Below are 21,196 nucleotides of genomic sequence, written 5' to 3' on the forward strand. Positions count from 1 at the left end.
GGCCTGGCGTGACGTTGGTGATGGCGGTGGCGGCCGTCTGGGGCGTGCTGCAACTGTTCGCGCTGTCCTGGCCGACGCGTTCGGTGCGCCTGTCGACGGTGCTGCTGGCGCTCGCGGTGGGCGTGTACGGATGCGGTGTGGCGACGGCGTTGGTGCAGTTCGCCTACACCCGTGTCTACGCGGAGCAGTCCGGGCAGTCGCTGGTGACGGTGGTGAACACCACCAGCTACACGGTGGCTCCTTGGGTGGAGGAATTACTCAAGGTCGCCCCGTTGCTGCTGGCGGGGTTGAGTCTGCGGGTCCGCCGGCAGTGGGGCCTGACCGACTTCGTGGTGGTGGGTGCGGCGCTGGGAGCCGGGTTCGGGCTGCTGGAGGCGGTTCTCCGGTTCGGCCTGGACGCGGACCGGGCGATTGTCCGGGGTGAAGGCTGGATCATCCCCGACAGCTTGTCCCGTCCCTATGTGCCGGGCCTGGGGCAGGTGTTGACGTCCTGGCTGCCGGCGCCGTTCAGCCAACTGGACCTGGGTGGACCTACGGTCACGGAGACGTTCACGCACCTGGTGTTCACGGCCATGGCCGGCTTCGGCGTCGGGCTGCTGTGGCGCGCACGCGGTTGGGTACGCCTGCTGTCGATCCTCCCGATCGCGGCCGCCGCCGTGTATCACGCGGTGAACAACTACGCGGTACAGGAACACACCGGCTGGGCCAGGGAGTGGCTCGAGTCCCTGGACGGGCTCGCGTGGGCTGCGCCCCTCGTGTGCCTGGCCATCGCCATGGCCGTGGACGTACGCCAACTCCACCACGGCAAGCGCACTGTGCCCGACGTACTCCTCACCTCCGAGCGCGCCGAAGGCGACAGCCTGGGCGCCCTGCTGCGCTACGCGGCCTGGCGTCTGCCATGGAGCCTGCTGATCGTCCTGCGCTACGTCAGGCTGCGGCGCGCCTTGCTGTACGCCGCCGCGTCGGCGCCGTCCGAGGCCACCGGGGAACTTCGCCAGGTCGTCGCGGGGATCACGGCGCGGATGGACGCGTCCGACAACCAGCGTGCCTGGCAGGCGCTGAACATCCGCGCGTGGCTGAAGGCGACGCGAGCGGCCCGACGTTCTCGCAGGCGATGGCTCCTGCTGATCCCGTGCGTGCTGATGCTCCCCTCGCTGCTGTTCCTGGGCGTCGGCTCGTTCACCTCCACCGCGGGCCTCCAGGAGTTCTTCAGCACCGGTGCGGGACCGAAGATCCTCATGGGCTTCGGCATAGCCGCCCTGGCCTGGATCGCCTACCAGCTCACGGTCCTGCTCCGCAGCTGGCAGCAGGTGTCGGCACAACCAATGGGTGAACTGCTGGCGACCCACCGCTTCCGCCTCGGAACCGCGCTGGGGTCGGCAACCACCGGCGTATTCCTGCTGTGGCGCGGGCTCGGCGACGCGGGCCCCGACGGCAGGGCCATCCGCACGCTCCACCTCCTCGACGCCCTGAACACCTTCCTGGTCTACCTCGGCTTCGCCCTCCTCCTGCTCTCCCTGCTCGCCCTGTTCCCTCCCGGGGGGCTCGCCCTGGCCGGGGGTGGCGCGGTCGGCGCGCTCACGGCCGAGGCGGCCCTCAACGCCGGCCTCCTCGGCACGGCCGGGCTCGTCCTCATGGGGTTGGGCGCCTCGAATGGGTCCGGCGGGGACTACAACGCGTGGCCGAGGAACAAACGCAAGGGGCGCACCAAGCCCGAGCACCGTGCGGATGTCCGCGGTGACGAAGGCAAGAGCCTTGGAGGCAAGAGCAAGGCTCATACCATCGACAGGCATGTCGACAAGACCATTGCTGGCATGCGTAAGCGTCTGCGTGAAAATCCTAAGCTCGACGCGGACTCACGTTATGTTGACGTTAATTCGGCACAACGCTTCACGGACGAGACTCTCGCTATCGAACGAAACCAACGGAAGATATCTGCTTGGCTGACCAATGGCGCGAAAGGAACATTGCGACTAGAAGCGAAGTTTGCCGAGCCCACGGGACTCCGCCTCACGCGGTACGACTTCACCCACGGACAGCCAACGAAGTGGGTGAACCGCGTTCGTGTCATCCTCAAGGCTGACCCGTCGGCGGCATCCGGATACCGCGTCCTCACTTCGTTCCCTCACCCCTGAAACCCACTCTTGGAGCAAGCGATGAGTCAGGCACTCCCACCTGGGCAGCGATTCTACGAACTCAGCGAGTTGCTAGAAGCCTACGCGAACACCGGCTTCACATTCTCCGACACCGCAGAGACCCCAGGCCCTGGCCTGGCCTCTTACCTCAGAATCGCTGCGCGGGACCCTGCGCGCGCATCAATCGCCGTCCATCAAATTGACGACCTACTCTCCGTCGGACTCTTCTCCGAAGAGATCGCGGATGATGTAGAGGACCTACAGCACATCCGACCGCCGATGGGCACCAGTGTGGAGGACTGCCTGCGTATCGCCAGAGACCACCTCCACCGGTTCCTGCAAGACCCGTCACGAGTTCCCCAGATGAACCCACAGAATGCATGGGAATGGAACGAGCGATTCCCCCACTTGAGCCAATTCCTCGGCGGCTACTTGCACCAAAATTACTCAGAATTCCATAACTCTCCCGAGGAGGCTATCGATGAGTACGTCAGCGAAGCCGCACCGGAAGACCGTGCACAGGCAGCGCAGGAGATCACCGAACTTCTGACGATGGTGCCCTCGGATCAGGAACTCCACACGGCAACCTCGGCGTTGGGGCTCGACCTCCTGCCACCGGAAGGGATGTCACTCCGGCAATGGCTGGAGCTGATCCACCAAAGGATCGCTGCGGCGTAGTGAATCAGCCATGATCTGGACCTACTGCGAGCAGTGGAGCAACCTCGCCGAGACGCCCATGAACCCGCTGACACCCGAGCAGGCTCAGGCCCGGCACGCATCCGGAGAGTTGTACACCGCAGTCGCCTCCCCCGCCGAGCAGTCCGCACCGGCCCTGCGGGTGGCGATGCGACTGGACGTCCCGCAGGGTGAGCCGCATCCTTCCGACCACCCCCGCCCTCGCCGCGGCATCAGCGGCGTTCTGAGCGAACTCGACGACGAACCGGTGCCGGTACCCCCCGAGGAGCGCGGGGCGCCACCCCCTCCGGAGGGCCCACCACACGCTTACCTACGATAATGAGCCAAAGAAAGGGTAAAGATGCCGGACAAGACCTCGCCGCTGTGGTGGCTCTTCGCAGTGCTCAGCGCGGCCGCCTTCATCGCTGGGATGCTCCCTGGCATGGTCAACCGGCGCCAGAAGATCTTCGCCTCCATGGGCCCCGCGTTCACGTTCCTCGTCCTTCTGGGCTTGGCCGCGGTCTACGACGAGTCCGTCACCGAGTGGCTACCCGTCTACAGCGCCGTCCTCATCGCCTGCGCCCTCTGCGTTGTGGGCCACTGGAAGGCCCTGCGCACCTTCATGACCTGGCGAGCGGGAAACCCCGGCAGGCCGGACAGCGAGGGCCCTGGAACCCCCTGGATCCTCCAGCTCGCCCTCACCCTGCCGGTGTGCCTGGTCGGGGCGATCACATACGTCCGCTGACGCAGTTCATCGCGTCGCGTACGACACGAAGTCGACCCAGGCCTGCGGCGCGAGGGCGAGGCAGGGGCCGGCGTCGCTGTGCTTGGAGTCGCGGACGTGGATCGTGCGGGGCGCTACCGCGATTTCGACGCACGAGTCGCCCTCGCTGCTGCTGCTGTAGCTGCTCTTGAACCACACCAGCTCGGGGGCGTTCCCGGCCGAGGTGTTGCGGATCATGTTTCCCCCAGCAGTTGCTCGATGAAGGCAGTCGACTCACGCGGTGTGAGAGCCTGCGCCCGGATGATGCCATACCTCAGTTCAAGGATACGGAGCTGCTTGGGTTCGGAGACCGGGCGTCCGTTGGCCATGGCTGGCGAACGCCCCACTGCCGAACCATCCTCGAACTTCAGCACCTCGATTCCACCGGCCAGTCCGGCGTGCTCCTCCCGATCCATCGGCATCACCTGAAGCTCGACGTTCCGCGACTCCCCCGCCTCCAGTAGATGTTCGAGCTGGCGACGCAACGCCCCCCTGCCTCCGAGCGGACGCCGCAGCGTCCACTCCTCCAAGACGAAGCTGAGTTCAGGCGCGGGGTCCCGCTCGAACACGGCCTTGCGGGCCACGCGCGCCGCGATGAACCGCTCCACCTCGTCCTCTGTGTAAGCGGGGCGCCGCATCAGGAGGAGCCCGCGTGCGTACTCCGGCGTCTGCAACAGACCGTGGACGTTCAGCGGATCGTAGAGCTGGAGCTCGACCGCCTTGGCCTCCATCTCCCCCAGCGCCCGCACCTTCTTCGGGTACCGGACCCTCTTCACGTCCTCCCACGCAGCGGCGATGAGCCCGCCCGCGTCCAACACCTCGTCGGCTTTGTCCAGGTACTCCTGCCGAGGAATCCGCTTCCCACCCTCGATCTTGTAGACGAGGTCCTCGCCGTACCCCACCGCTCTCCCGAAGTCCGCGGCCCGCATCCCCACCGCCTCCCGCCGCAGCTTCAGCTGTCGCCCGACGGTCGCGATGACCGCGACTCCCCACTCGTCGTCCGGATCCACCTCCCACCCCGGCTCGTCCGCCTCCGTCTTGAGCCGTCCGGCATCCACCTCGACCGACATCCCGTACCCCTCCGTCGTACCGCCGCAATGCAGCAGCGCCCTACCCGCACGCCCGCCCCGACAGCCCGGACACGACCGGACAAGCTCCGGACAGTCACCGTACGCACCCGCTGAGTCACTGTTCACAGTAAGCACGCACGGCCACGCTGAGTGACGTGAATCAGGAAACCGCCGCCCCCACGCCCCCACTCACCCAACTCGACAACCACATCCGCAACTTCAGCGTGCAGCTGTCCCCCACCCCACGCGGCGCCCGCCTCGCCCGCCTCCTGGCCACCGAACAACTCCGCAGCTGGGGCCTGCCATTGGACCGAGCAGCACACGTGGTCGCCGAGCTGGCAGCCAACGCCGTCACCCACGGCCGCATCCCCGGCCGGGACTTCCTCCTGCTCCTCTACGTAGTCGGCGACACCGTCCGTATCGAGGTCACGGACACATGCGGTGACCGCCTCCCGCACCCCCAACCCCCCGCCCCCGAGGCCGAGTCGGGCCGCGGACTTCTCCTGGTGGAGGCGTTCGCCGACCGCTGGGGATTCACCGAAGGCCCCGCCCCGCGCAAGACCGTGTGGGCCGAAGTCACTCTCCCGCCGATCCCCGGAAATCCGCGCTCCGGTGGCTCGAGCGGTCTCCCCCAAGAAACACGAAGGTGAAAGAACCCGACCAAACCCCACCCCTCCCTCCCGCCCCCGGCGCAAACTCACCCGCCCGGGTGAACATCACCAACTCGGCTGGATTCGGGACAGGTTGCCTGCCTTACGCTCGCCGCAACACAACCGCAGACATGCGACGGCCCCCGCCGGGACGGCAATCCCAGTGCGAGGGCCTGACCACCGAGGAAGGTAAGGACTTCCCGATGGATACGCAGAACCCTAGCGCGCCCCCGCGTGCCCAGTCCCGGCTTGCCGCCAACAACAAGCCGAACCAGCGGCACCCTCACTCCGGCGGCGGCCTCGTCCACGACCACACCCGCCACACCACCCGCTTCACGGTGATCGGCAACCACCTCGCCCAACACCCGGAACTGTCCGGCCTCGCGATCGGGCTCGCCGTTTACATCCAGTCCCTCCCCGCGGGCGCCCGCGTCGACATCAAGACCCTCGCGGCCCGCTTCCCCGAGGGCACGACCCGTATCGCCGCCGCCCTGCGCGAGCTGGAGACCCACGGCTACCTGCGCCGCGAACGCCGACGCACCCCCGCCGGCCGCATCGTCACCCGCACGATCTCCTGCAACCAGCCCGGCCACCGCCACGCCCAGGACCACCCGGCCCCACCCCGGAAGAAGCGCAACCCGGCACCCCGCAAACCCCTCCCCGCGGTACCCCAACCCGCCTACCCGGCCCCCACCCTCCTCCAGACGGCCACCGACCTCCTCGCAGACCTCCGCCACCACGACCCCCGCCTGCTGCTCAGCGAGCGCGACGCAGCACACCTGGCCCCCGGCGTCGCGGCCTGGCTGGAACGGGACCTCACCCCCACCGCCGTACGCCACACCCTGACCACCGACCTGCCACCCGAGCCCTTGTGCCGACCGGCAGCCCTCCTGGCCCACCGCCTCACCACCCAGCTGCCACCCCCACCCCCATTGCGCGCACCCGCACCACCGCCGCCCGTCCGGCACCCCTTCCAGACCTGCGAAGGCTGCGACCGCGCCTTCCGGGCACCGCTGCCCGGCAGCTGCCGCGCCTGCCGTACGCCCGATCCCGCGCAGGCCGCCTGAGCGGCTGCCTCGTACCCAACGAAAGGCCCGAAACCGCACCATGGTCAGCTCGTCCCACGAGGCGATGCACCGCATCTTCCAGGACTATCCGGGGCTCTTCTCCGGGGTCTCCGAGGTGCTGGGCATCGACTTCTCCCCGCCCACCTCGGTCACCGTCCTGCCCAACGACCTCACCGAGACCAGCCCGGTCGAACGCCGTGTGGACACACTCGTACGGTTGGAGACGGAGGACGACGAGCCGTTGCTCCTCGCGATCGAGGCCCAAGGCCGGCAGGACCCGGACAAGCCCGCGAGCTGGGCGTACTACGCCTCGTACCTGCTCACGAAGTACCGGCTGCAGCCGATGCTGCTGGTCGTCTGCCAGGACCGCGCCACCGCGGAATGGGCCGCTCGCCCGGTCGACTTCGGCCCTCGCCAGTGGCCCCTGCTCACCCTGCGCCCGCTGGTCGCGGGACCGCACAACATGCCAGTGATCACCGACCCGGCCGAGGTCCGCAAGGACCTCGCGCTCGCCACACTGTCCGCGATCACCCACGCCAAGAATCCGGACGTCGGGGCCATACTGAAGGCAGTGACGACCGTGCTGCGGGACACACCGCAGGCCATCGCCGAACCGATCACCGAACTCATCTCACAAGGCTTGGGCAAGCACCCGGCCGCGGAACTCTGGAGGAACCTGGTGGCCGTGGACCTCTCCTTCTACAAGTCGTACATCGCAGAAGAGATCCGGGCCGAGGGCGAGGCACGACGTGCCGCCAAGGACGTCCTGGCTGTCCTGGCTGAACGAGGCATCGACGTCCCGGAAGACGCTCGTGAGCGCATCACCGGGTGTGACGACCTGGAGATCCTGGACCGCTGGCACCGTCGCGCCGTCACCGCCCCGACAGCAGAAGAAATCTTCGAAGCCGAGTAGTCAGCAGTCACAGTCGGCGGAGCGGGCGGACCTCCCTACGAGTGCCCCAGTTCCGCCGCATCCTCGTCGGAGACGACCGACACCGACCCCGAATCCGCCGCCGGCCGCAGCGGGAACGGATCCACCCGCGTCTCGTCGATCACCGGCGGAGCCGGACGCGGCGGCGCGGGCATCACCGCGGCCTCGGAGTGGCCTCCGCAGCCGTACGTCAGGGACACGACCCGGCCGTCGGCCGGGGAGAACTCGTTCGCGCAGACGCCGAAGGCCTGCCCCAGGGAGCCGCCGATGGGGGCCAGGAAGCCGCAGGTGACGCACGAGGCCGGGGCCGCCTGGGCCATCGGGGTCTTCGCGCCGTACGACTCCTCCCAGCGGTCCGCGGCGACGTGCAGGCCGTAGCGGGACAGGACGCGGGCGCGGCGCATGCCCAGTTCCTCCGCCACCGCGGCGATCGAGCCCCGGGAGGGGGCCATCGGCAGGTCCGCCGGGACACCCGCCGTGACGTCGGCGTCCTCCGCCTCCACCAGCTCCGCCATCTCGTGGGAGACGGCCGAACTCGGCACCGGCTCGTCCTCGCCCGAGAAGCCGGGCTCCAGGCGCAGGTCCTCGGCGTCCGTGGGGAGCAGGTCACCCGGGCCCATGTCGCCAGGGCGGAGCCGCTCGCTCCACGGCACCCACTCCGGAGCCAGCAGCGCGTCCGGACCCGGCAGCAGGACCACCTCGTCCAGCGTCACGACCTTCGCGCGCGACGCCCTCGCCACCGTCACCGCCCAGCGCCAGCCGCGGTACCCGAGTTCCTTGCACTCGAAGAAGTGCGTGACAACGCGGTCGCCCTCGGAGACCAGACCCGCGTGCTCGCCCACGACGCCGGGCGCGGCGGCCTCCTCGGCTGCGCTGCGCGCGAGGTCGACCGCCTCGGCGCACAGACGGTCGGGGGTGCGGCTTCGCGTTGTCGCTGCGCTCACAGGTATCGCTTCTCTCCTACGCCGTCTCTCGGGTGCGGTGCCTTAAGGCGGTGGAGCGAACGGAGCGGACCTGTGGGCCGCGTCGACATCCGCATCCGAATCGCGCTCGGGCGCACCTACATCATCCATTGTGCGGGATGGCTGAGATATGCACGCTACCTGTTCGCGAGCGCTGGGCCTACACCGACGGCCCTTTCACCGCTGCGCGGCGGGTGCCCAAACCGTGCCTGAACCGTGCCTGCGAACCGAGAGTCGCCCCCGGCCGACCCGAGACCTTGCCCTCCATACGCGCCGTAACCGCACTACCCACCCCCATCTCGGGGCACTATTGCGTCGTGGCAACCGCGAAGCCGCCCCAAGGAGCCACCGGTGTCGGTGGGGCCAAGGGGGGCCGGAATCGAGGTGGCGGATCGGGCCGGAGGCGCGGCTCCTTCCGCTCGGTCGGCCGTGCCCTGCACTTCCCGTTCACCGGCACCGCCCGCGGTATCCGCAAGGCCACCCACGCGCATGGCGCCGGCGAGTCCGGCCTCGGCAAGCTGATCGAGCTGCACGCGGTGAACGGCGCCGGGGACATGATGATCACCGTCGCCCTCGCCTCCACCGTCTTCTTCTCCGTCCCCACCGACGAGGCCCGCGGCCGGGTCGCGCTCTACCTCGGCATCACCATGGCGCCGTTCACCGTCCTGGCGCCCGTGATCGGCCCCCTCCTCGACCGTCTCCCCCACGGCCGCCGCGCCGCGATGGCCGGCGCCATGTTCGCGCGGGCGATGCTCGCGCTGGTCCTGTCCGGGGCGGTCGTCACCGGCAGCATCGAGCTCTATCCGGCCGCGCTCGGGGTGCTGGTCGCCTCGAAGGCCTACGGCGTCGTCAGAAGCGCCGTGGTGCCCCGGCTGCTGCCACCCCGCTTCTCCCTGGTGAAGGCCAATTCCCGGGTCACCCTCGGCGGCCTCCTGGCCACCGGCATCGCCGCGCCCATCGGCGCGGGACTCCAGGCGCTCGGCGCGCGCTATCCGCTGTACGGCGCCTTCGTGATCTTCATCGCCGGTACGTTCCTGTCGTTCACCCTGCCGCCGAAGGTCGACTCGGCCAAGGGCGAGGACACCGCGCTGCTGGCGGCCGACGAGCAGCATCTGCACGGGCCGCACCTCAAGCCCGTCAAGCGCCCCGGGCTGCGCACGGTCGGCATCGCCGTCACCCACGCCCTCGGCGCCAACGCCGCCCTGCGCTGTCTCTCCGGCTTCCTGATCTTCTTCCTCGCGTTCCTGCTGCGCGAGCACCCGATGTCCGGCCAGAGCGCCGCCGTGTCCCTGGGCATAGTGGCCGCCTCGGCCGGGATCGGGAACGCGTGCGGTACGGCGGTGGGCGCGTGGCTGCGCTCCCGGGCGCCCGAGATCATCATCGTGACGGTCGTGGGCTTCGTCCTGCTCGCGTCGCTCACGGCCGCGATCTTCTTCGGCGCGATCCTGGTGGCGTTCCTCGCGGCGACCGCCGGGTTCGCGCAGGCGCTGGCCAAGCTGTCGCTGGACGCGCTGATCCAGCGGGACGTGCCCGAGCTGGTCCGTACGTCGGCGTTCGCGCGCTCCGAGACGCTGCTGCAGGTGGCCTGGGTACTCGGCGGCGCGATCGGCATCGTGCTGCCGCTGAGGGGCTCCCTGGGCCTGCTGGTCGGCGCGGGGATCGTCGCCATCGGCTGGCTGACCACCATCAAGGGCCTGATCGGCTCGGCCCGGCACGGCGGCCACGCACGGCCGCACGTGGCCTGACACGCCCCGTCCGCCCGCGTGACGTACGGCACGCCGCCCCCATGACATACGGCACGCCGCCCCCGCGTAGAGAGAGCGCCACACGGGCCCGATAGCCTTCGCCCATGACCACGATGCCACGCGGCGGAGCCGCTATCGTCCGCGCCGTTGTGCGACGCCGCCGCGCGCTCGCCGCCGCCGGCGCCGTTTCCGCCGGACTGCTCGTCCTGTCGGCCTGCGACAAGCCGACGCCGATGGCGACGATCACCGTCGGCACCTCCTCCGTCAACGCGGAAGCCACCTGCGGTGGTGAGGGCGACGCTCTGAAGACCGCGGACCTGGCCAAGTGCCTGAAGGACAAGGACATCAAGTCCATCAAGGTGGACCCCGACGACACCGTGCGCTTCGGCGTCGACCCGGAGATCGCGGACGAGGGCTGGACCGTCCTCATGAACGGTCAGCCGCTCACCGACTCCAGCAAGAAGACGTACCGCACCATCCCGGGCAGCGTGTTCTTCAACGCCCAGTACGGCGCCAGCGGCGACTCGACGCTGGTGTCGATCAAGGAGGGCGAGCAGGACGTGACGGGTCTGTGGTCCTTCAAGCTCGAGAAGGACAGCTGACCACGTCTGGCGTACGTGTCCTGGTGGCCACCGCGGTCCCGGCTGAGCGGGACGCGGTGGCACAGGCGCTCAAGGCACCCGGCGTCGTCGACGTGATCGCCGCCGGCGTGGGCCCCGCCCTCGCTGCCGCCTCCACCGCCACGGCCCTCACCACGGCCGCCCTCGAAGGCGCCCCGTACGACCTGGTCGTCTCGGCCGGCATCGCGGGCGGCTTCGCGCCGCACGCCCCCGTCGGCTCCCTCGTCGTCGCCGACGAGATCACCGCCGCCGACCTCGGCGCGCAGACCCCCGACGGCTTCCTGCCCGTCACCGAGCTGGGCTTCGGCACCGTCACCCACCGTCCTCCCGAAGCACTCGTACGAGAGGTCGCGACCGCCACCGGCGCGCGTCCCGGCGCGGTCCTCACCGTCTCCACCGTGACCGGCACCGCCGTGCGCGCCGCACAGCTCCGCGAGCGCCACCCCACCGCCCTCGCCGAGGCCATGGAGGGCTTCGGCGTCGCCGAGGCCGCGGCCTCGCACCGCACGCCCGTGCTGGAGCTGCGCGCGGTCTCCAACCCCGTCGGCCCGCGCGACCGCGCCGCCTGGCGCATCGGCGAGGCGCTGGCGGCCCTCACCGAGGCCTTCGGGAAGCTCGCGCCCGTCCTGGAGAGTTGGAACCCGCATGACCGGTGAGCAGCAGCGACAGCCCCTGCAGATCGCGTACTCCCCCTGCCCGAACGACACCTTCGTCTTCGACGCCCTCGCCCACGACCGCGTCCCCGGCGCCCCCGCCCTCGACGTCACCTTCGCCGACATCGACATCACCAACGGCATGGCCGAGCGCGGCGAGTTCGACGTGCTGAAGGTGTCGTACGCCGTGCTGCCGTACGTCCTCGGCGAGTACGCCCTGCTGCCCTGCGGCGGTGCGCTGGGCCGGGGTTGCGGCCCGCTGGTTCTGACGCTCCCCCACTCTCGGCTTCGCTCGAGCGGGGGGACCCCCATGGCGGGCGTGGACCTGACCCGCCGTACAGTCGCGGTACCGAGCGAGAAGTCGACGGCGTACCTGCTGTTCCGCCTCTGGGCGGCGGACACGCTCCCCGGCGGGGTCGGCGAGATCGTCGTCATGCCGTTCCACGAGATCATGCCCGCCGTGCGGGACGGGAAGGTCGACGCGGGGCTCGTCATCCACGAGGCGCGCTTCACGTACCAGAACTACGGGCTGCACAAGCTCGCGGACATGGGCGAGCACTGGGAGGACACCACCGGGCTGCCCATCCCGCTGGGCGCGATCATCGCCAAGCGTTCGCTGGGCGCGCGGAACCTGACGCTGCTGGCCGACTCGATCCGCACGTCGGTCCGGGCCGCCTGGGACGACCCCGAGGCCTCCCGCGCGTACGTCATGGAACACGCCCAGGAGATGGACCCGTCCGTCGCCGACCAGCACATCGGGCTGTACGTCAACGAGTTCACGCACGACCTCGGCGTGGACGGCTACGCGGCCGTACGCGGGCTGCTCACACGCGCGGCGGCAGAAGGTCTTGTGCCGGCACTCGGGCCCGAGGCCCTCTCGTTCCCCTGAGCCGCACGGTGATCAGAACCGTCGGCCGGAGGCCGGCGCAGCCGCCCGCAGCCCGCGAAGCGGTGCAAGGGCGGCAGAAAGAGGTGCCACGCGCGGCGGCCGAGGGGCTGGTGCCGCCCCTCGGCCGGGGTGCGCTGGATTTTCCGTAAGTCCGTAACGCGCCTAGACGTCGAGCTGGTCGGCGACCGCGCGCAGGAGGCCGGCGATTTTCTTGCCGGCGGTCTTCTCGGGGTAGCGGCCCCGCTCCAGCATCGGCGTGATGTTCTCCAGGAGGGTCGTCAGGTCCTGGACGATGGAAGCCAGTTCGTCCGGCTTCTTGCGGGTGGCGGCCGCGACCGACGGGGTCGGATCCAGGACCGTGACCGAAAGTGCCTGGTCGCCGCGCTGGCCGGCGACCACGCCGAACTCAACTCGCTGGCCCGGCTTGAGTGTCTCGACTCCGGCGGGGAGGACCGAGGAATGAACGAAGACGTCACCGCCGTCGTCGCGGGAGAGAAAGCCGAAGCCCTTCTCGCTGTTGAACCACTTGACCTTGCCGGTAGGCACGTCTGTCCTCGTCCTCGTACTCGTCGGAAAACTGCTTCTGAAAACGGCTCTTGATAGCACTACAGCGGGTCGACCATGACCCGCCGCTACCAAGGCTAATGCTCCCGGAGCCGGTGACAAGACGTCGCCCGGTTGTTCCTTCGCGCAGGGAACTACCCTGGTCCGGTGCGTGACAAAACCCAAACGAATTCCGCCGCTCCCGGCGACCGACTGATCCGTGCCGGAGCGGTCGTGTTCTTCATCGGTGCCGTGGCCACTCTGGTCACGGTGGCCCCGTTCCTGCTCGGTACGACGCCATTTCCGACGTTCATGTTCGGACTGAGCATGCTCATGGGCGTCGGATTCCTCGTCGCCGGCGCGGGAGTGCTCCGCTCGGTCGCGGCGGGGCGGCGTCAGGCACGCGGCGCGACGAGATAGCCGGCGAGCCAGTCCGGGAACCCGGTCAGGTCCGTGAGGACGACGTCCGCGCCGAGCGCATCGAGTTCATCGGCGCCGTACGGCCCGGTCGCCACGGTGACGGACAGGGCGTCGGCGGCGCGCGCGGCGCGGATGTCTCCCTGGTGGTCGCCGACGTAGACGCTCGCCCCGTACTCACGCAGGGCCTCCGCCTTCTGCTCGGCCCACAGGTTGCCGACGACCGCGTCGGGCTGGATGCCGAGGTGCTCCAGGTGCAGCTTGGCGTTCGGCTCGTACTTGGCGGTGACGACGATCGCGCGCCCGCCCGTCTCCCGTACGGCGCTGATCGCCTCGCGCGCGCCGGGAAGGGCGGGCGTGGCGGCGATGGCGATCGTCGGGTACATCTCGCGGTACAGGTCGGCTGTCGCCGCGACCTGCTCCGCCGGGAACCAGTTGATCAGTTCCTCCTCCAGCGGTGGCCCGAGCCGCGTGATCGCCAGGTCGGCGTCGACGTACGTACCCGTCCGCTCGGCCAGGGCCGTGTAGCAGGCGTGGATGCCGGGGCGGGAGTCGATGAGGGTCATGTCGAGGTCGAAGCCGACGGTGAGCGGGGGCAGGGTCGAGGAGGCCATATGGGCCATTGTGCCCAGGCGCCGGAGGACCAGACGCCGGATGGATGTGATCCGCATCCGCCTTGCGGGCCGCACCTCGCGGACCCCCTACTTCTCGCGCTGCGACCGCCACACGATGAACAGCGCCGACGCCACCGCCGCCCCCCGCAGCACCCACGGCCAGGTCTCGGCGATCGCGTCGCTCATGTGGCCCTCGGCGATGGGGGTGCTCCAGCGGCCCTCGGTGCGGCCCCACAGCCAGACGACGCCGGCGGTGAGCGCGAGGCCGGGCAGGATCACGACCGCCCACTTGGTCTCGGCGTCGCTCAGTCGGCGTGAGGCCCAGGCGATGAGCCAGCCGAGGAGCAGGGCGATGGGGTTGCCGAGGACGGCACCGGCGACGAGGAGCGCGGCGGCGAGCAGGAGCAGGGGGTTGCTCCAGCGGCCGGTGGGGAGGGTCGGGCGGCGGGGCAGGAGGCGGCGGCGACGGGGGCCGGCGGTGTCCGCCTCCGGGTCGTCGGCCCTCTCCACGGCGGCCGGGACGGGATCCTCGGCGGGATCCTTCTTCTCGAGCCGCGTGTCCTCCTTCGCGGGCGGGCGTCTGAGCATCTCCGGGATCTCGACGCCGCCGACGAATCCCGGGACGTCCTCGCCGGGGCCGAAGGGGCTGCTGTCCACCCGCCACCAGTCGGGCCGGGTCGCGCTGCCGCCCAGGTCCTCCGTGCTGGCCAGGTGGGGCGGTGGGGGCGCGTCGTCGGGTACCGCCGGCGTCTCGGCGGGACGCGGGCGCGGCACGATACGGCGCAGCCCCTTGGGCCGTTCCTCGTGGGCCCGGCTGTCCCGGCTGTCCGGCTGTACGGGCACGGAGGTGACCGGCGCCTGGGGTGCGGGGGCGGTGTTGCCGCCGGCCGCCGCGACGACCTCGTCCGGGGTGCCGAGGCGGGCGATGATGCGGCGGACGGCGGCGGGGCTGTCGACGGGGGCCTTCGCGCGCCGCCGGTCGATCTCGCCGCGCAGCTCGTTCACCAGGCGCATGCGGCTGGCCGACGGCAGCTGGCGCTGCTGAGCCACGTCGCCGACGCGGCTCAGATACTCGTAGACGACCTGGTCGCTCTCGATCCCCACGAAGTCCCCTCCGGGGTGGGTGCGTTGGATACCCCGTGGGACGACGTTAGCGCAGGACAGGGTGGACGGTGCGGGTCAGGCCGGGCGGCACTCCCCCGAGTTCTGCACTTCGGAGCAGAGGCCGTGGCCGTGGTCGCGGAGGATGTCACGGCCGCTCTGCTGGGTGAGGAAGTTCAGGAAGGCCGCGGCGACGGAGCCGGCCGGGGCCTCGCCGTAGGTGTAGGCGAACTCGGTCTGCCAATAGGGGTAGTTGGTGTCCTCGACGCCCTTCGCCGTCGGCTTGCGGCCGTCGATCGTCACTTTGACGAGTCCGGCGGCGGCCTTGTGGCCGTCGACGCCGCTGGTCTCGCTGTAGCCGATGGCGCCGGGAGTCGTGGCGGTGGTGTTCAGCATGGTGTCGGTGCTGGTGACCTCGCAGCGGCCGTACCGCTGCGGGTTCAGGGCGGCGCAGTCGGTCTCGGTGAACTGGGGCGGTTCCTTGCCGCCCAGGACCTTGCCGACGAGGGCGCTGCGGGTGCCCGAGCCGGGGTCGCGGTTGATGAGGTGGACGGGCACGTCGTTGCCGCCGACGTCGGACCAGCTGCGGACCCGGCCGGCGAAGATCTCGCGGATCTGGGCGAGTTTCAGGTTCTCCACGCCCGCGTCCTTGTTGACGACGAGGGTGAACACGGACAGCGCGACGGGTTCGGGGATCAGCCGGGGGTGGCCGTCGGAGGCGAGGCCGTCGGTGAAGGCGATGTGGTCGCCCAGGCCCTCGCCGACCGGGATGTCCGCGTCCCTGCCGGCCTTGTCCAGGTCGGTGACGCCGTCGGTGCTGCCCTTGAAGGTGTCGTCCGCGAGCGGGATGTGCACATCCGCCCCGTCGCACCTCTTGAGGTAGTCGCGTGCGGCGGCCCGCACCGCGGGCGCGAAGGCGGTGGAGCCGTGCAGGTACAGGGTGCCGCCGACGCAGTCCAGCGGGGGCCGCCGGTCGTTGCGGAAGAAGAGCGTGAAGGAGGCCTGGACGACGACGGCCGCGATCAGGATCCAGATGGCCCACCAGGCGGGCCGGGATGCGAAGACATGGCTCTCGGTCCTGGTGGCCTTCAGCCGGAGGAACCGCACCAGCGGGTCGTACCAGCGGTCCTGCCCGTCGGTGCCCTGGACGACCGGGTCCGGGAAGGGATCCTTGCTGTTGTCGTCGGGCCAGCGTTCCAGCACGACGAGCACCTTGTACTCGGCGCCCCGGGGCAGCGTGACCTTCGGCAGCCGGATGGTGCCCGTGCGGTCCCCCGCGTTGTTGTTGCGCCGGAAGCCGGGCTTGGCGACGACGCGGACGTTGTCGCCTTCGGTCACCTCCTCGAAGAAGAAGTCGCGCAGCGCGTTGTTGCTCGGATCGGTGAGGACCACGGCGGCGACCCGGCGGTCCCGGAAGGTGACCTTGATGCCGTAGGGATCGGCGGGGTCGGCCAGGTAGTCCTCGGAGACGATCTTGGTCGACCCGGCGTTCTCGATGCGCAGCAGGACGAACGAGGGGTCCTTGAGCTGGTGGCCGTCGTGCCGCATGTCCCCCAGTACGTCGGCGTACGGCTTGTCCGCCGCGTCCGCGGCCAGAGTGTCCATCTGCACCCGGTAGCCGAGCCGCTTGCGGCCGACGATGGCGAACTCCCACAGGAACGCCACGACGGGAAACCCGAGACTCAGGATCGCGATCCACTGCTCGACCTGTTCACTCACCGCAGGGTCCCCCCGAATTCCCTTGAGCCGTGAAGCAGTTGACTGGGAGCCCAGGGTGACCAGGGGGTGCGTGGTGTTGCCAGAGGCGCCGGAATCCTCCGGACGATGTTCATCCGGGGGTCATCTCGGAAACGTTCCGTTCGCCGGTCGGGCGGCGTTCCAGGCGTCCGGCACACCCCCTGCCCCGTCGCCCCACCCGCTAACGTGGGTCGGATGAGCGACCCGGCTACACCGCCCCGTTCCCTCGCGGAAGCCCTCCGTGCGCGGGACGACGCCTCCCTGGCCGTGCTCCTGCGCAGCCGCCCCGACCTCATCACCCCCGTCCCGACCGACCTCACCCAGCTGGCGACCCGCGCCGGCACCCGGGCCTCCGTGGTGCGCGCCCTGGAGCGGCTGGACCGTTTCGCGCTGCAGACGGCGGAGGCGCTGGCCGTGGCGGCGGACCCGGCGACGTACGACGAACTGCTCGGCCTGATGACCGGCGACGAGGGCGACCAGGCCGTCGCAGGCGCCCTGCCGCACGCCCTCGGGGCCCTGCGCGACCAGGCCCTGGTGTGGGGCTCCGACGACCGGCTGCGGCTCGTCCGTACGGCACGTGAGCTGCTGGCGCCCTCGCCGCAGCACCCGTCCCCCACCGGCCTGGGCCCGACCGTGCAGGAAGCCACCGCGGGCATGTCGCCGGGCCGTATCCAGGAGATCGTCACGACGGCCGGGCTGGCCTCGACCCACGACGCGGTGTCCGCCGTGTCGTCGCTCACCGCCCTGTTCGCCGACCGGCGGCGTATGGCGGACCTGCTCGCCGACGCCCCGGAGGAGTCCCGGGAGGTCCTCGCGCGCCTGGTCTGGGGGCCGCCGTACGGCCAGGTCACCGCCGACCCCGCGCCCCGCCTGCGCTGGCTCCTCGACCGCGGCCTTCTCCTCCCGACGGCGCCCGGCACGGTCGTACTCCCCCGCGAGGTGGCCCTGCACCTGCGGGCCGGCCGCGCGCACCGCACCACCGAGCCGCTGCCGCCGCCGGTCGAGGCGGCCGCGACGCACCGTCCACAGGTTGTGGACACGACGGCCGCCGGACAGGCGTACACGGCGCTGGCGACCGTCGAGGAGCTGCTGAAGGACTGGGACGAGGGCGGGCCGACCGTACTGCGGGCGGGCGGTCTGAGCGTGCGCGACCTCAAGCGGACCGCCGTCGCACTCGACGTCTCCGAGCCCATGGCCGCGTTCTGGGTCGAGCTCGCCTACGCCGCCGGGCTGCTGGCCTCCGACGGCGAGGCCGACGAGCGGTACGCGGCGACGCCCGCCTACGACGAGTGGCTGGAGCAGCCCGCCGCGCAGCGCTGGGTGCGGCTGGCGGAGGCGTGGCTGACGGCGACCCGCACGGCGGGCGTGGTCGGGGGACGGGACGCGAAGGACCGTACGTTGTCGGCGCTGGGGCCGGGCCTGGACCGCTCCGCCGCGCCGGAGGTACGGCACCGGGTGCTGGCCCTGCTCGCCGGGCTGCCGGAGGGGGCGTCCCCGTCCGCCGAGTCGGTGCTGGCGCGGCTGCGCTGGGAACGGCCGCTGCGCGGGCCCCAGCAGGACGACGACCTGCGCGGCCGCCTCGCCCGGTGGACGCTGAGCGAGGCGGAGCTGCTGGGCGTGACGGGGCGCGGGGCGCTGTCGGCGCAGGGGCGGGCGCTGCTGGGCGCGCGGCTGCCGGAACCGGCCGCCGGGGAACCGGTAGGCCCCGGCGACAAACTCCCCGTGCACCACCACCGCCCGACCGCACCCCCCGAACCCCTCTCCCCCACCGAGCAGGCCGTCGCCTCCGCGGCCGCCGCCCGCCTGCTCACCCCGCTCCTGCCCGAGCCGCTCGACCACGTCCTCCTGCAGGCCGACCTCACGGCCGTGGCCCCCGGCCCCCTGCAGCGCCCGCTCGCCGAGACGCTGGGCGTGCTCGCGGACGTGGAGTCGAAGGGCGGGGCGACGGTCTACCGCTTCACGCCCGGCTCGGTGCGCCGCGCCCTCGACGCCGGCCGCAGCGCCTCCGACCTGCACGCCTTCCTCGCCGAGCACTCCCGTACGCCGGTGCCGCAGCCGCTGGCGTACCTGATCGACGACGTGGCCCGTAAGCACGGCCATCTGCGGGTGGGCGCCGCTTCGGCGTACGTCCGCTGCGACGACGACGCGCTGCTGAACGAGATCCTCGCCGACAAGCGCGCTGCCGGGCTGCGCCTGCGCCGCCTGGCGCCGACCGTGCTCGCCACCCAGGCGGACCCGGCGGCGCTGCTCGACGGCCTGCGCGCGATGGGCTTCGCCCCGGCCGCCGAGTCGGCGGAGGGCGACGTCCTGATCACCCGCGCCGACGCCCACCGCACCCCACCGCGCACGGCCCCCGAGCCGGTCCCCGACGGCCCGCCGACGCCGGACGCCACGCTGCTGGCAGCCGCGATCCGCGCCATCCGCGCGGGCGACCTCGCCTCCACGACACCGCGCAGGCCGAGCGGGGCCGCGGCTGCGGTGACCGGCGGTGAACTGCCCCGCACGACCTCCGCGGAGACCCTCGCCACCATGCAGGCCGCCGTCCTGACCGGCGAGGCGCTGTGGATCGGCTACGTCAACGCCGAGGGCGCCGCGAGTCAGCGGGTCATCGCGCCGGTGCGGGTCGAGGGCGGGTTCGTGACGGCGTACGACCACACCGCGGACGAGGTACGGACGTATCCGCTGCACCGGATCACGGGGGTCGCGGAGCTCGTGGACGACGAGACCTGACGCCCCCCACTCGTTGGGGTGTACGCGGCGTTTCATGCACGCCACGCCGGGCTTTTCCAACTCTTGAGGGACCTTGCGGGCCTTTCCGCTTCGCGTCACGAGGCGCAGGGCAGCCACCCGGTGTCCTGATCACGCTCTCAAGTGAGCGCAACAGAGAGGTAGTTGTCCCATGCGCACTGCGCGCCGTATCGCCACCGTGCTGACCGCCACCGCCGCCATGATCGGAGCCTTCGCCACCCAGGCCGCGGCGGTCGCCGTCGACATCGCCGGCGCGGTGGTCGAGATCCCGATCTGACCCCGCCCGCGCACACGTCGGGCCGGCCCCCGTACTCCGGGGTCCGGCCCGCTCGTCTCACCACGTGTCCCGTCCCGGCGTCAGCCACCCGCCTGTTCCAGTCCCGGCGTCAGAAAGGCTCACCAGCACCCATGCGCCCCACCCCCGCCCGCCTCGCCACCGTCGTCGCCGCCGTCCTCGTCGGCGTACTCGCCCCCCTGGCCCCCGTGGCCGTCGCGGCCCCCGCCCCCGCCCTACCGCTGCCCGTCCCGGCGGCCGGTGCGGAGTCGCTGATCACCGAGGGCGTCACCGTCGAGGGACCGCTGATCAACAACTTCGGTCTGCCCATCCTGAAGTAGCGCGGCGCATCCGGTAGCTGTCGCCGTCGATCCGTACGAGCTCGGCGTGGTGGGCCAGCCGGTCCACCATCGCCAGCGCCGAGGGGCCGCCGAAGATCTCGTCCCAGCGGCCGAGCGGACGGTCGCTGGTCACGATCAGCGAGGCCCGTTCGTAGCGGTGCGCGACCAGCTGGAAGAAGAGGGCGGCGGCCTCCGCGTCGAAGGGGGTGTAGCCGACCTCGTCGACGATCAGCAGGGCGTGGTCGTCGAGCGCGGCGAGCTCCTCGGCGAGCCGGCCGGCGTCCTGGGCGCCGGCCAGCCGGGCGGCCCACTCCGTGGCCGTCGCGAACAGCACCGAGTGGCCGGCCTGACAGGCGCGCACGCCGAGGCCGACGGCCAGATGGGTCTTGCCGGTGCCGGGCGGGCCGACGAGGACCACGTTCCGGTGGGCGGCGATGAAGTCCAGCTTGCCGAGCCGGGCCACGGCCTCCCGGTCGAAGGCGCGGGGGTGCTCCTCGTCGAAGTCCTCCAAGAGCTTGCGGGCGGGAAACCCGGCGGCTCGGACACGGGCCTCGGTACCGGCGTCGTCGGCCGCGCAGGGGGCGGACGCCTGGGCGGGGATCGGCACGGAGCGTGCGGCGGTCACCGCTTCCGTCGGCGCCACGGGCGACGCCGCGTCGGTTCCCTGCCCCCGGCTCTCCTTGTGCGATGCGTGATCGAGCCGGTAGGCGGCCAGGGCGGCCATCGGTCCCGACATGTACGCCAGGATCGCCGCCGAGGCGATGAACGCCATGTGGATCACCGTGCCCCACAGCAGTGAGTGGTGCGAGGTGTGGTGCACATCCACGAACATCTGGAGCAGATGGACCGAGGAGATGCCCACGATGGCGGTGGCGAGCTTCACCTTCAGCACGTTGGAGTTGACGTGCGAGAGCCATTCGGGCTGGTCACGGTGGCCCTGCAGACCGATGCGCGAGACGAACGTCTCATAGCCGCCGACGATCACCATGATCAGCAGATTGGCGATCATGACGACGTCGACCAGCTTCAGCACCGCGAGCATCACATACGTCTCGGTCGCCTGCCCGCTCACGCACCGGACCAGTAAGGTCCACAGCTCGTAGAAGAATTTGTAGACATACACGCCCTGCGCAGCCACCAGGCCGAAGTACAACGGGGCCTGGAGCCAGCGAGTGGCGAACAGGGCGTAGCCGATTGTCGTGGTCGTCACGATCGGCCATTCTTCGGAAGCCACCGCCGAACAGCTCAACCGAACCACCCA

Annotated in this window: 23 protein-coding genes; 15 read left to right on the forward strand and 8 right to left on the reverse strand. The window is 70.9% G+C overall.

What is annotated here, in order from left to right; all coding sequences use genetic code 11:
- Positions 1-8: 8 nt before the first annotated feature.
- From PBV52_RS21150 to PBV52_RS21165, 4 genes are read left to right on the forward strand one after another with little or no spacing between them, the layout of a single operon-like run.
- On the forward strand, positions 9-2,135 hold the full coding sequence (locus PBV52_RS21150; protein ID WP_274240185.1) for an RNase A-like domain-containing protein: 2,127 nt from the start codon (positions 9-11) through the stop codon (positions 2,133-2,135).
- Positions 2,136-2,156: 21 nt separating this feature from the next.
- Entirely contained in the window at positions 2,157-2,813 is a 657-nt protein-coding gene (locus PBV52_RS21155; RefSeq protein WP_274240186.1) for a contact-dependent growth inhibition system immunity protein, read from the forward strand.
- Between the two features lie 10 nt (positions 2,814-2,823).
- Positions 2,824-3,150: a hypothetical protein gene (locus PBV52_RS21160; protein WP_274250022.1), complete on the forward strand. Its 327-nt coding sequence runs from the start codon at positions 2,824-2,826 to the stop codon at positions 3,148-3,150.
- Between the two features lie 21 nt (positions 3,151-3,171).
- Positions 3,172-3,555, forward strand: coding sequence for a hypothetical protein (locus PBV52_RS21165; protein WP_274240187.1), 384 nt, complete (start codon positions 3,172-3,174; stop codon positions 3,553-3,555).
- 6 nt (positions 3,556-3,561) lie between these two features.
- On the opposite strand, the gene PBV52_RS21170 is transcribed toward PBV52_RS21165, so the two are convergent.
- Together PBV52_RS21170 and PBV52_RS21175 are read right to left on the reverse strand one after the other, a co-directional pair.
- On the reverse strand, positions 3,562-3,771 hold the full coding sequence (locus PBV52_RS21170; protein ID WP_274240188.1) for a DUF397 domain-containing protein: 210 nt from the start codon (positions 3,769-3,771) through the stop codon (positions 3,562-3,564).
- On the reverse strand, positions 3,768-4,643 hold the full coding sequence (locus PBV52_RS21175) for a helix-turn-helix transcriptional regulator (protein WP_274240189.1): 876 nt from the start codon (positions 4,641-4,643) through the stop codon (positions 3,768-3,770). Before PBV52_RS21175 ends, PBV52_RS21170 begins: the two co-directional genes overlap by 4 nt.
- Before the next feature lie 155 nt (positions 4,644-4,798).
- Between PBV52_RS21175 and PBV52_RS21180 the strand changes: the two genes are divergently transcribed.
- The 3 genes from PBV52_RS21180 to PBV52_RS21190 all read left to right on the forward strand — a co-directional run bounded on the left by PBV52_RS21180 (position 4,799) and on the right by PBV52_RS21190 (position 7,273).
- Positions 4,799-5,293, forward strand: coding sequence for an ATP-binding protein (locus tag PBV52_RS21180; protein ID WP_274240190.1), 495 nt, complete (start codon positions 4,799-4,801; stop codon positions 5,291-5,293).
- A 203-nt stretch (positions 5,294-5,496) separates the two neighbouring features.
- Positions 5,497-6,360, forward strand: a complete 864-nt coding sequence (locus PBV52_RS21185; RefSeq protein WP_274240191.1) for a helix-turn-helix domain-containing protein — start codon at positions 5,497-5,499, stop codon at positions 6,358-6,360.
- A 40-nt stretch (positions 6,361-6,400) separates the two neighbouring features.
- Positions 6,401-7,273 (forward strand): hypothetical protein, encoded by an 873-nt coding sequence (locus PBV52_RS21190; protein ID WP_274240193.1) that lies wholly within the window; start codon positions 6,401-6,403, stop codon positions 7,271-7,273.
- A 35-nt stretch (positions 7,274-7,308) separates the two neighbouring features.
- Here the strand turns inward: PBV52_RS21190 and PBV52_RS21195 are convergent, their stop codons facing one another.
- The gene (locus PBV52_RS21195) at positions 7,309-8,235 is read right to left on the reverse strand and encodes a DUF3027 domain-containing protein (RefSeq protein ID WP_274240194.1); all 927 of its coding nucleotides are present in this window, start codon (positions 8,233-8,235) and stop codon (positions 7,309-7,311) included.
- A gap of 335 nt (positions 8,236-8,570) precedes the next feature.
- On the opposite strand from PBV52_RS21195, the gene PBV52_RS21200 reads away from it, so the two are divergent.
- From PBV52_RS21200 to PBV52_RS21215, 4 genes are all read left to right on the forward strand, one after another.
- The gene (locus PBV52_RS21200; protein WP_274240195.1) at positions 8,571-9,998 is read left to right on the forward strand and encodes an MFS transporter; all 1,428 of its coding nucleotides are present in this window, start codon (positions 8,571-8,573) and stop codon (positions 9,996-9,998) included.
- Positions 9,999-10,102: 104 nt separating this feature from the next.
- Complete coding sequence (locus PBV52_RS21205; protein WP_274240196.1) at positions 10,103-10,600, forward strand: DUF2771 domain-containing protein; 498 nt, start codon at positions 10,103-10,105, stop codon at positions 10,598-10,600.
- A gap of 23 nt (positions 10,601-10,623) precedes the next feature.
- Entirely contained in the window at positions 10,624-11,274 is a 651-nt protein-coding gene (locus PBV52_RS21210) for a futalosine hydrolase (protein WP_274240197.1), read from the forward strand.
- Complete coding sequence (locus tag PBV52_RS21215) at positions 11,264-12,160, forward strand: 1,4-dihydroxy-6-naphthoate synthase (RefSeq protein ID WP_274240198.1); 897 nt, start codon at positions 11,264-11,266, stop codon at positions 12,158-12,160. The genes PBV52_RS21210 and PBV52_RS21215 overlap by 11 nt, the downstream gene beginning before the upstream one ends.
- A 162-nt stretch (positions 12,161-12,322) precedes the next feature.
- On the opposite strand, the gene PBV52_RS21220 is transcribed toward PBV52_RS21215, so the two are convergent.
- Positions 12,323-12,706: a cold-shock protein gene (locus PBV52_RS21220; protein WP_058924654.1), complete on the reverse strand. Its 384-nt coding sequence runs from the start codon at positions 12,704-12,706 to the stop codon at positions 12,323-12,325.
- Positions 12,707-12,871: 165 nt separating this feature from the next.
- Here PBV52_RS21220 and PBV52_RS21225 point away from each other — a divergent pair, with 165 nt between their 5' ends.
- Complete coding sequence (locus PBV52_RS21225) at positions 12,872-13,123, forward strand: hypothetical protein (protein WP_274240199.1); 252 nt, start codon at positions 12,872-12,874, stop codon at positions 13,121-13,123.
- Here the strand turns inward: PBV52_RS21225 and PBV52_RS21230 are convergent.
- The 3 genes from PBV52_RS21230 to PBV52_RS21240 all read right to left on the reverse strand — a co-directional run bounded on the left by PBV52_RS21230 (position 13,099) and on the right by PBV52_RS21240 (position 16,554).
- A complete protein-coding gene (locus PBV52_RS21230; RefSeq protein WP_274240200.1) occupies positions 13,099-13,743 on the reverse strand; it encodes an HAD family hydrolase in 645 nt (214 codons plus the stop codon). The genes PBV52_RS21225 and PBV52_RS21230 overlap by 25 nt on opposite strands.
- Before the next feature lie 78 nt (positions 13,744-13,821).
- Positions 13,822-14,838, reverse strand: coding sequence for a hypothetical protein (locus tag PBV52_RS21235; protein ID WP_274240201.1), 1,017 nt, complete (start codon positions 14,836-14,838; stop codon positions 13,822-13,824).
- 75 nt (positions 14,839-14,913) lie between these two features.
- Positions 14,914-16,554 carry a substrate-binding domain-containing protein gene (locus PBV52_RS21240; protein WP_274240203.1) on the reverse strand — a complete coding sequence of 547 codons (1,641 nt, stop codon included), beginning with the start codon at positions 16,552-16,554 and terminating at the stop codon, positions 14,914-14,916.
- A 213-nt stretch (positions 16,555-16,767) separates the two neighbouring features.
- Here PBV52_RS21240 and PBV52_RS21245 point away from each other — a divergent pair, with 213 nt between their 5' ends.
- The 3 genes from PBV52_RS21245 (at position 16,768) to PBV52_RS21255 (ending at position 19,935) form a co-directional block, all read left to right on the forward strand.
- Positions 16,768-19,302, forward strand: a complete 2,535-nt coding sequence (locus tag PBV52_RS21245; protein ID WP_274240204.1) for a helicase C-terminal domain-containing protein — start codon at positions 16,768-16,770, stop codon at positions 19,300-19,302.
- A gap of 169 nt (positions 19,303-19,471) precedes the next feature.
- Positions 19,472-19,597, forward strand: coding sequence for a hypothetical protein (locus PBV52_RS21250; RefSeq protein WP_274240205.1), 126 nt, complete (start codon positions 19,472-19,474; stop codon positions 19,595-19,597).
- Positions 19,598-19,728: 131 nt separating this feature from the next.
- Complete coding sequence (locus tag PBV52_RS21255) at positions 19,729-19,935, forward strand: hypothetical protein (protein WP_274240206.1); 207 nt, start codon at positions 19,729-19,731, stop codon at positions 19,933-19,935.
- On the opposite strand, the gene istB is transcribed toward PBV52_RS21255, so the two are convergent.
- A complete protein-coding gene (istB, locus tag PBV52_RS21260) occupies positions 19,904-21,145 on the reverse strand; it encodes an IS21-like element helper ATPase IstB (protein WP_274240207.1) in 1,242 nt (413 codons plus the stop codon). The genes PBV52_RS21255 and istB overlap by 32 nt on opposite strands.
- Between the last annotated feature and the right edge of the window lie 51 nt (positions 21,146-21,196).

This window comes from Streptomyces sp. T12 (genome assembly GCF_028736035.1).
GTDB lineage: Bacteria > Actinomycetota > Actinomycetes > Streptomycetales > Streptomycetaceae > Streptomyces.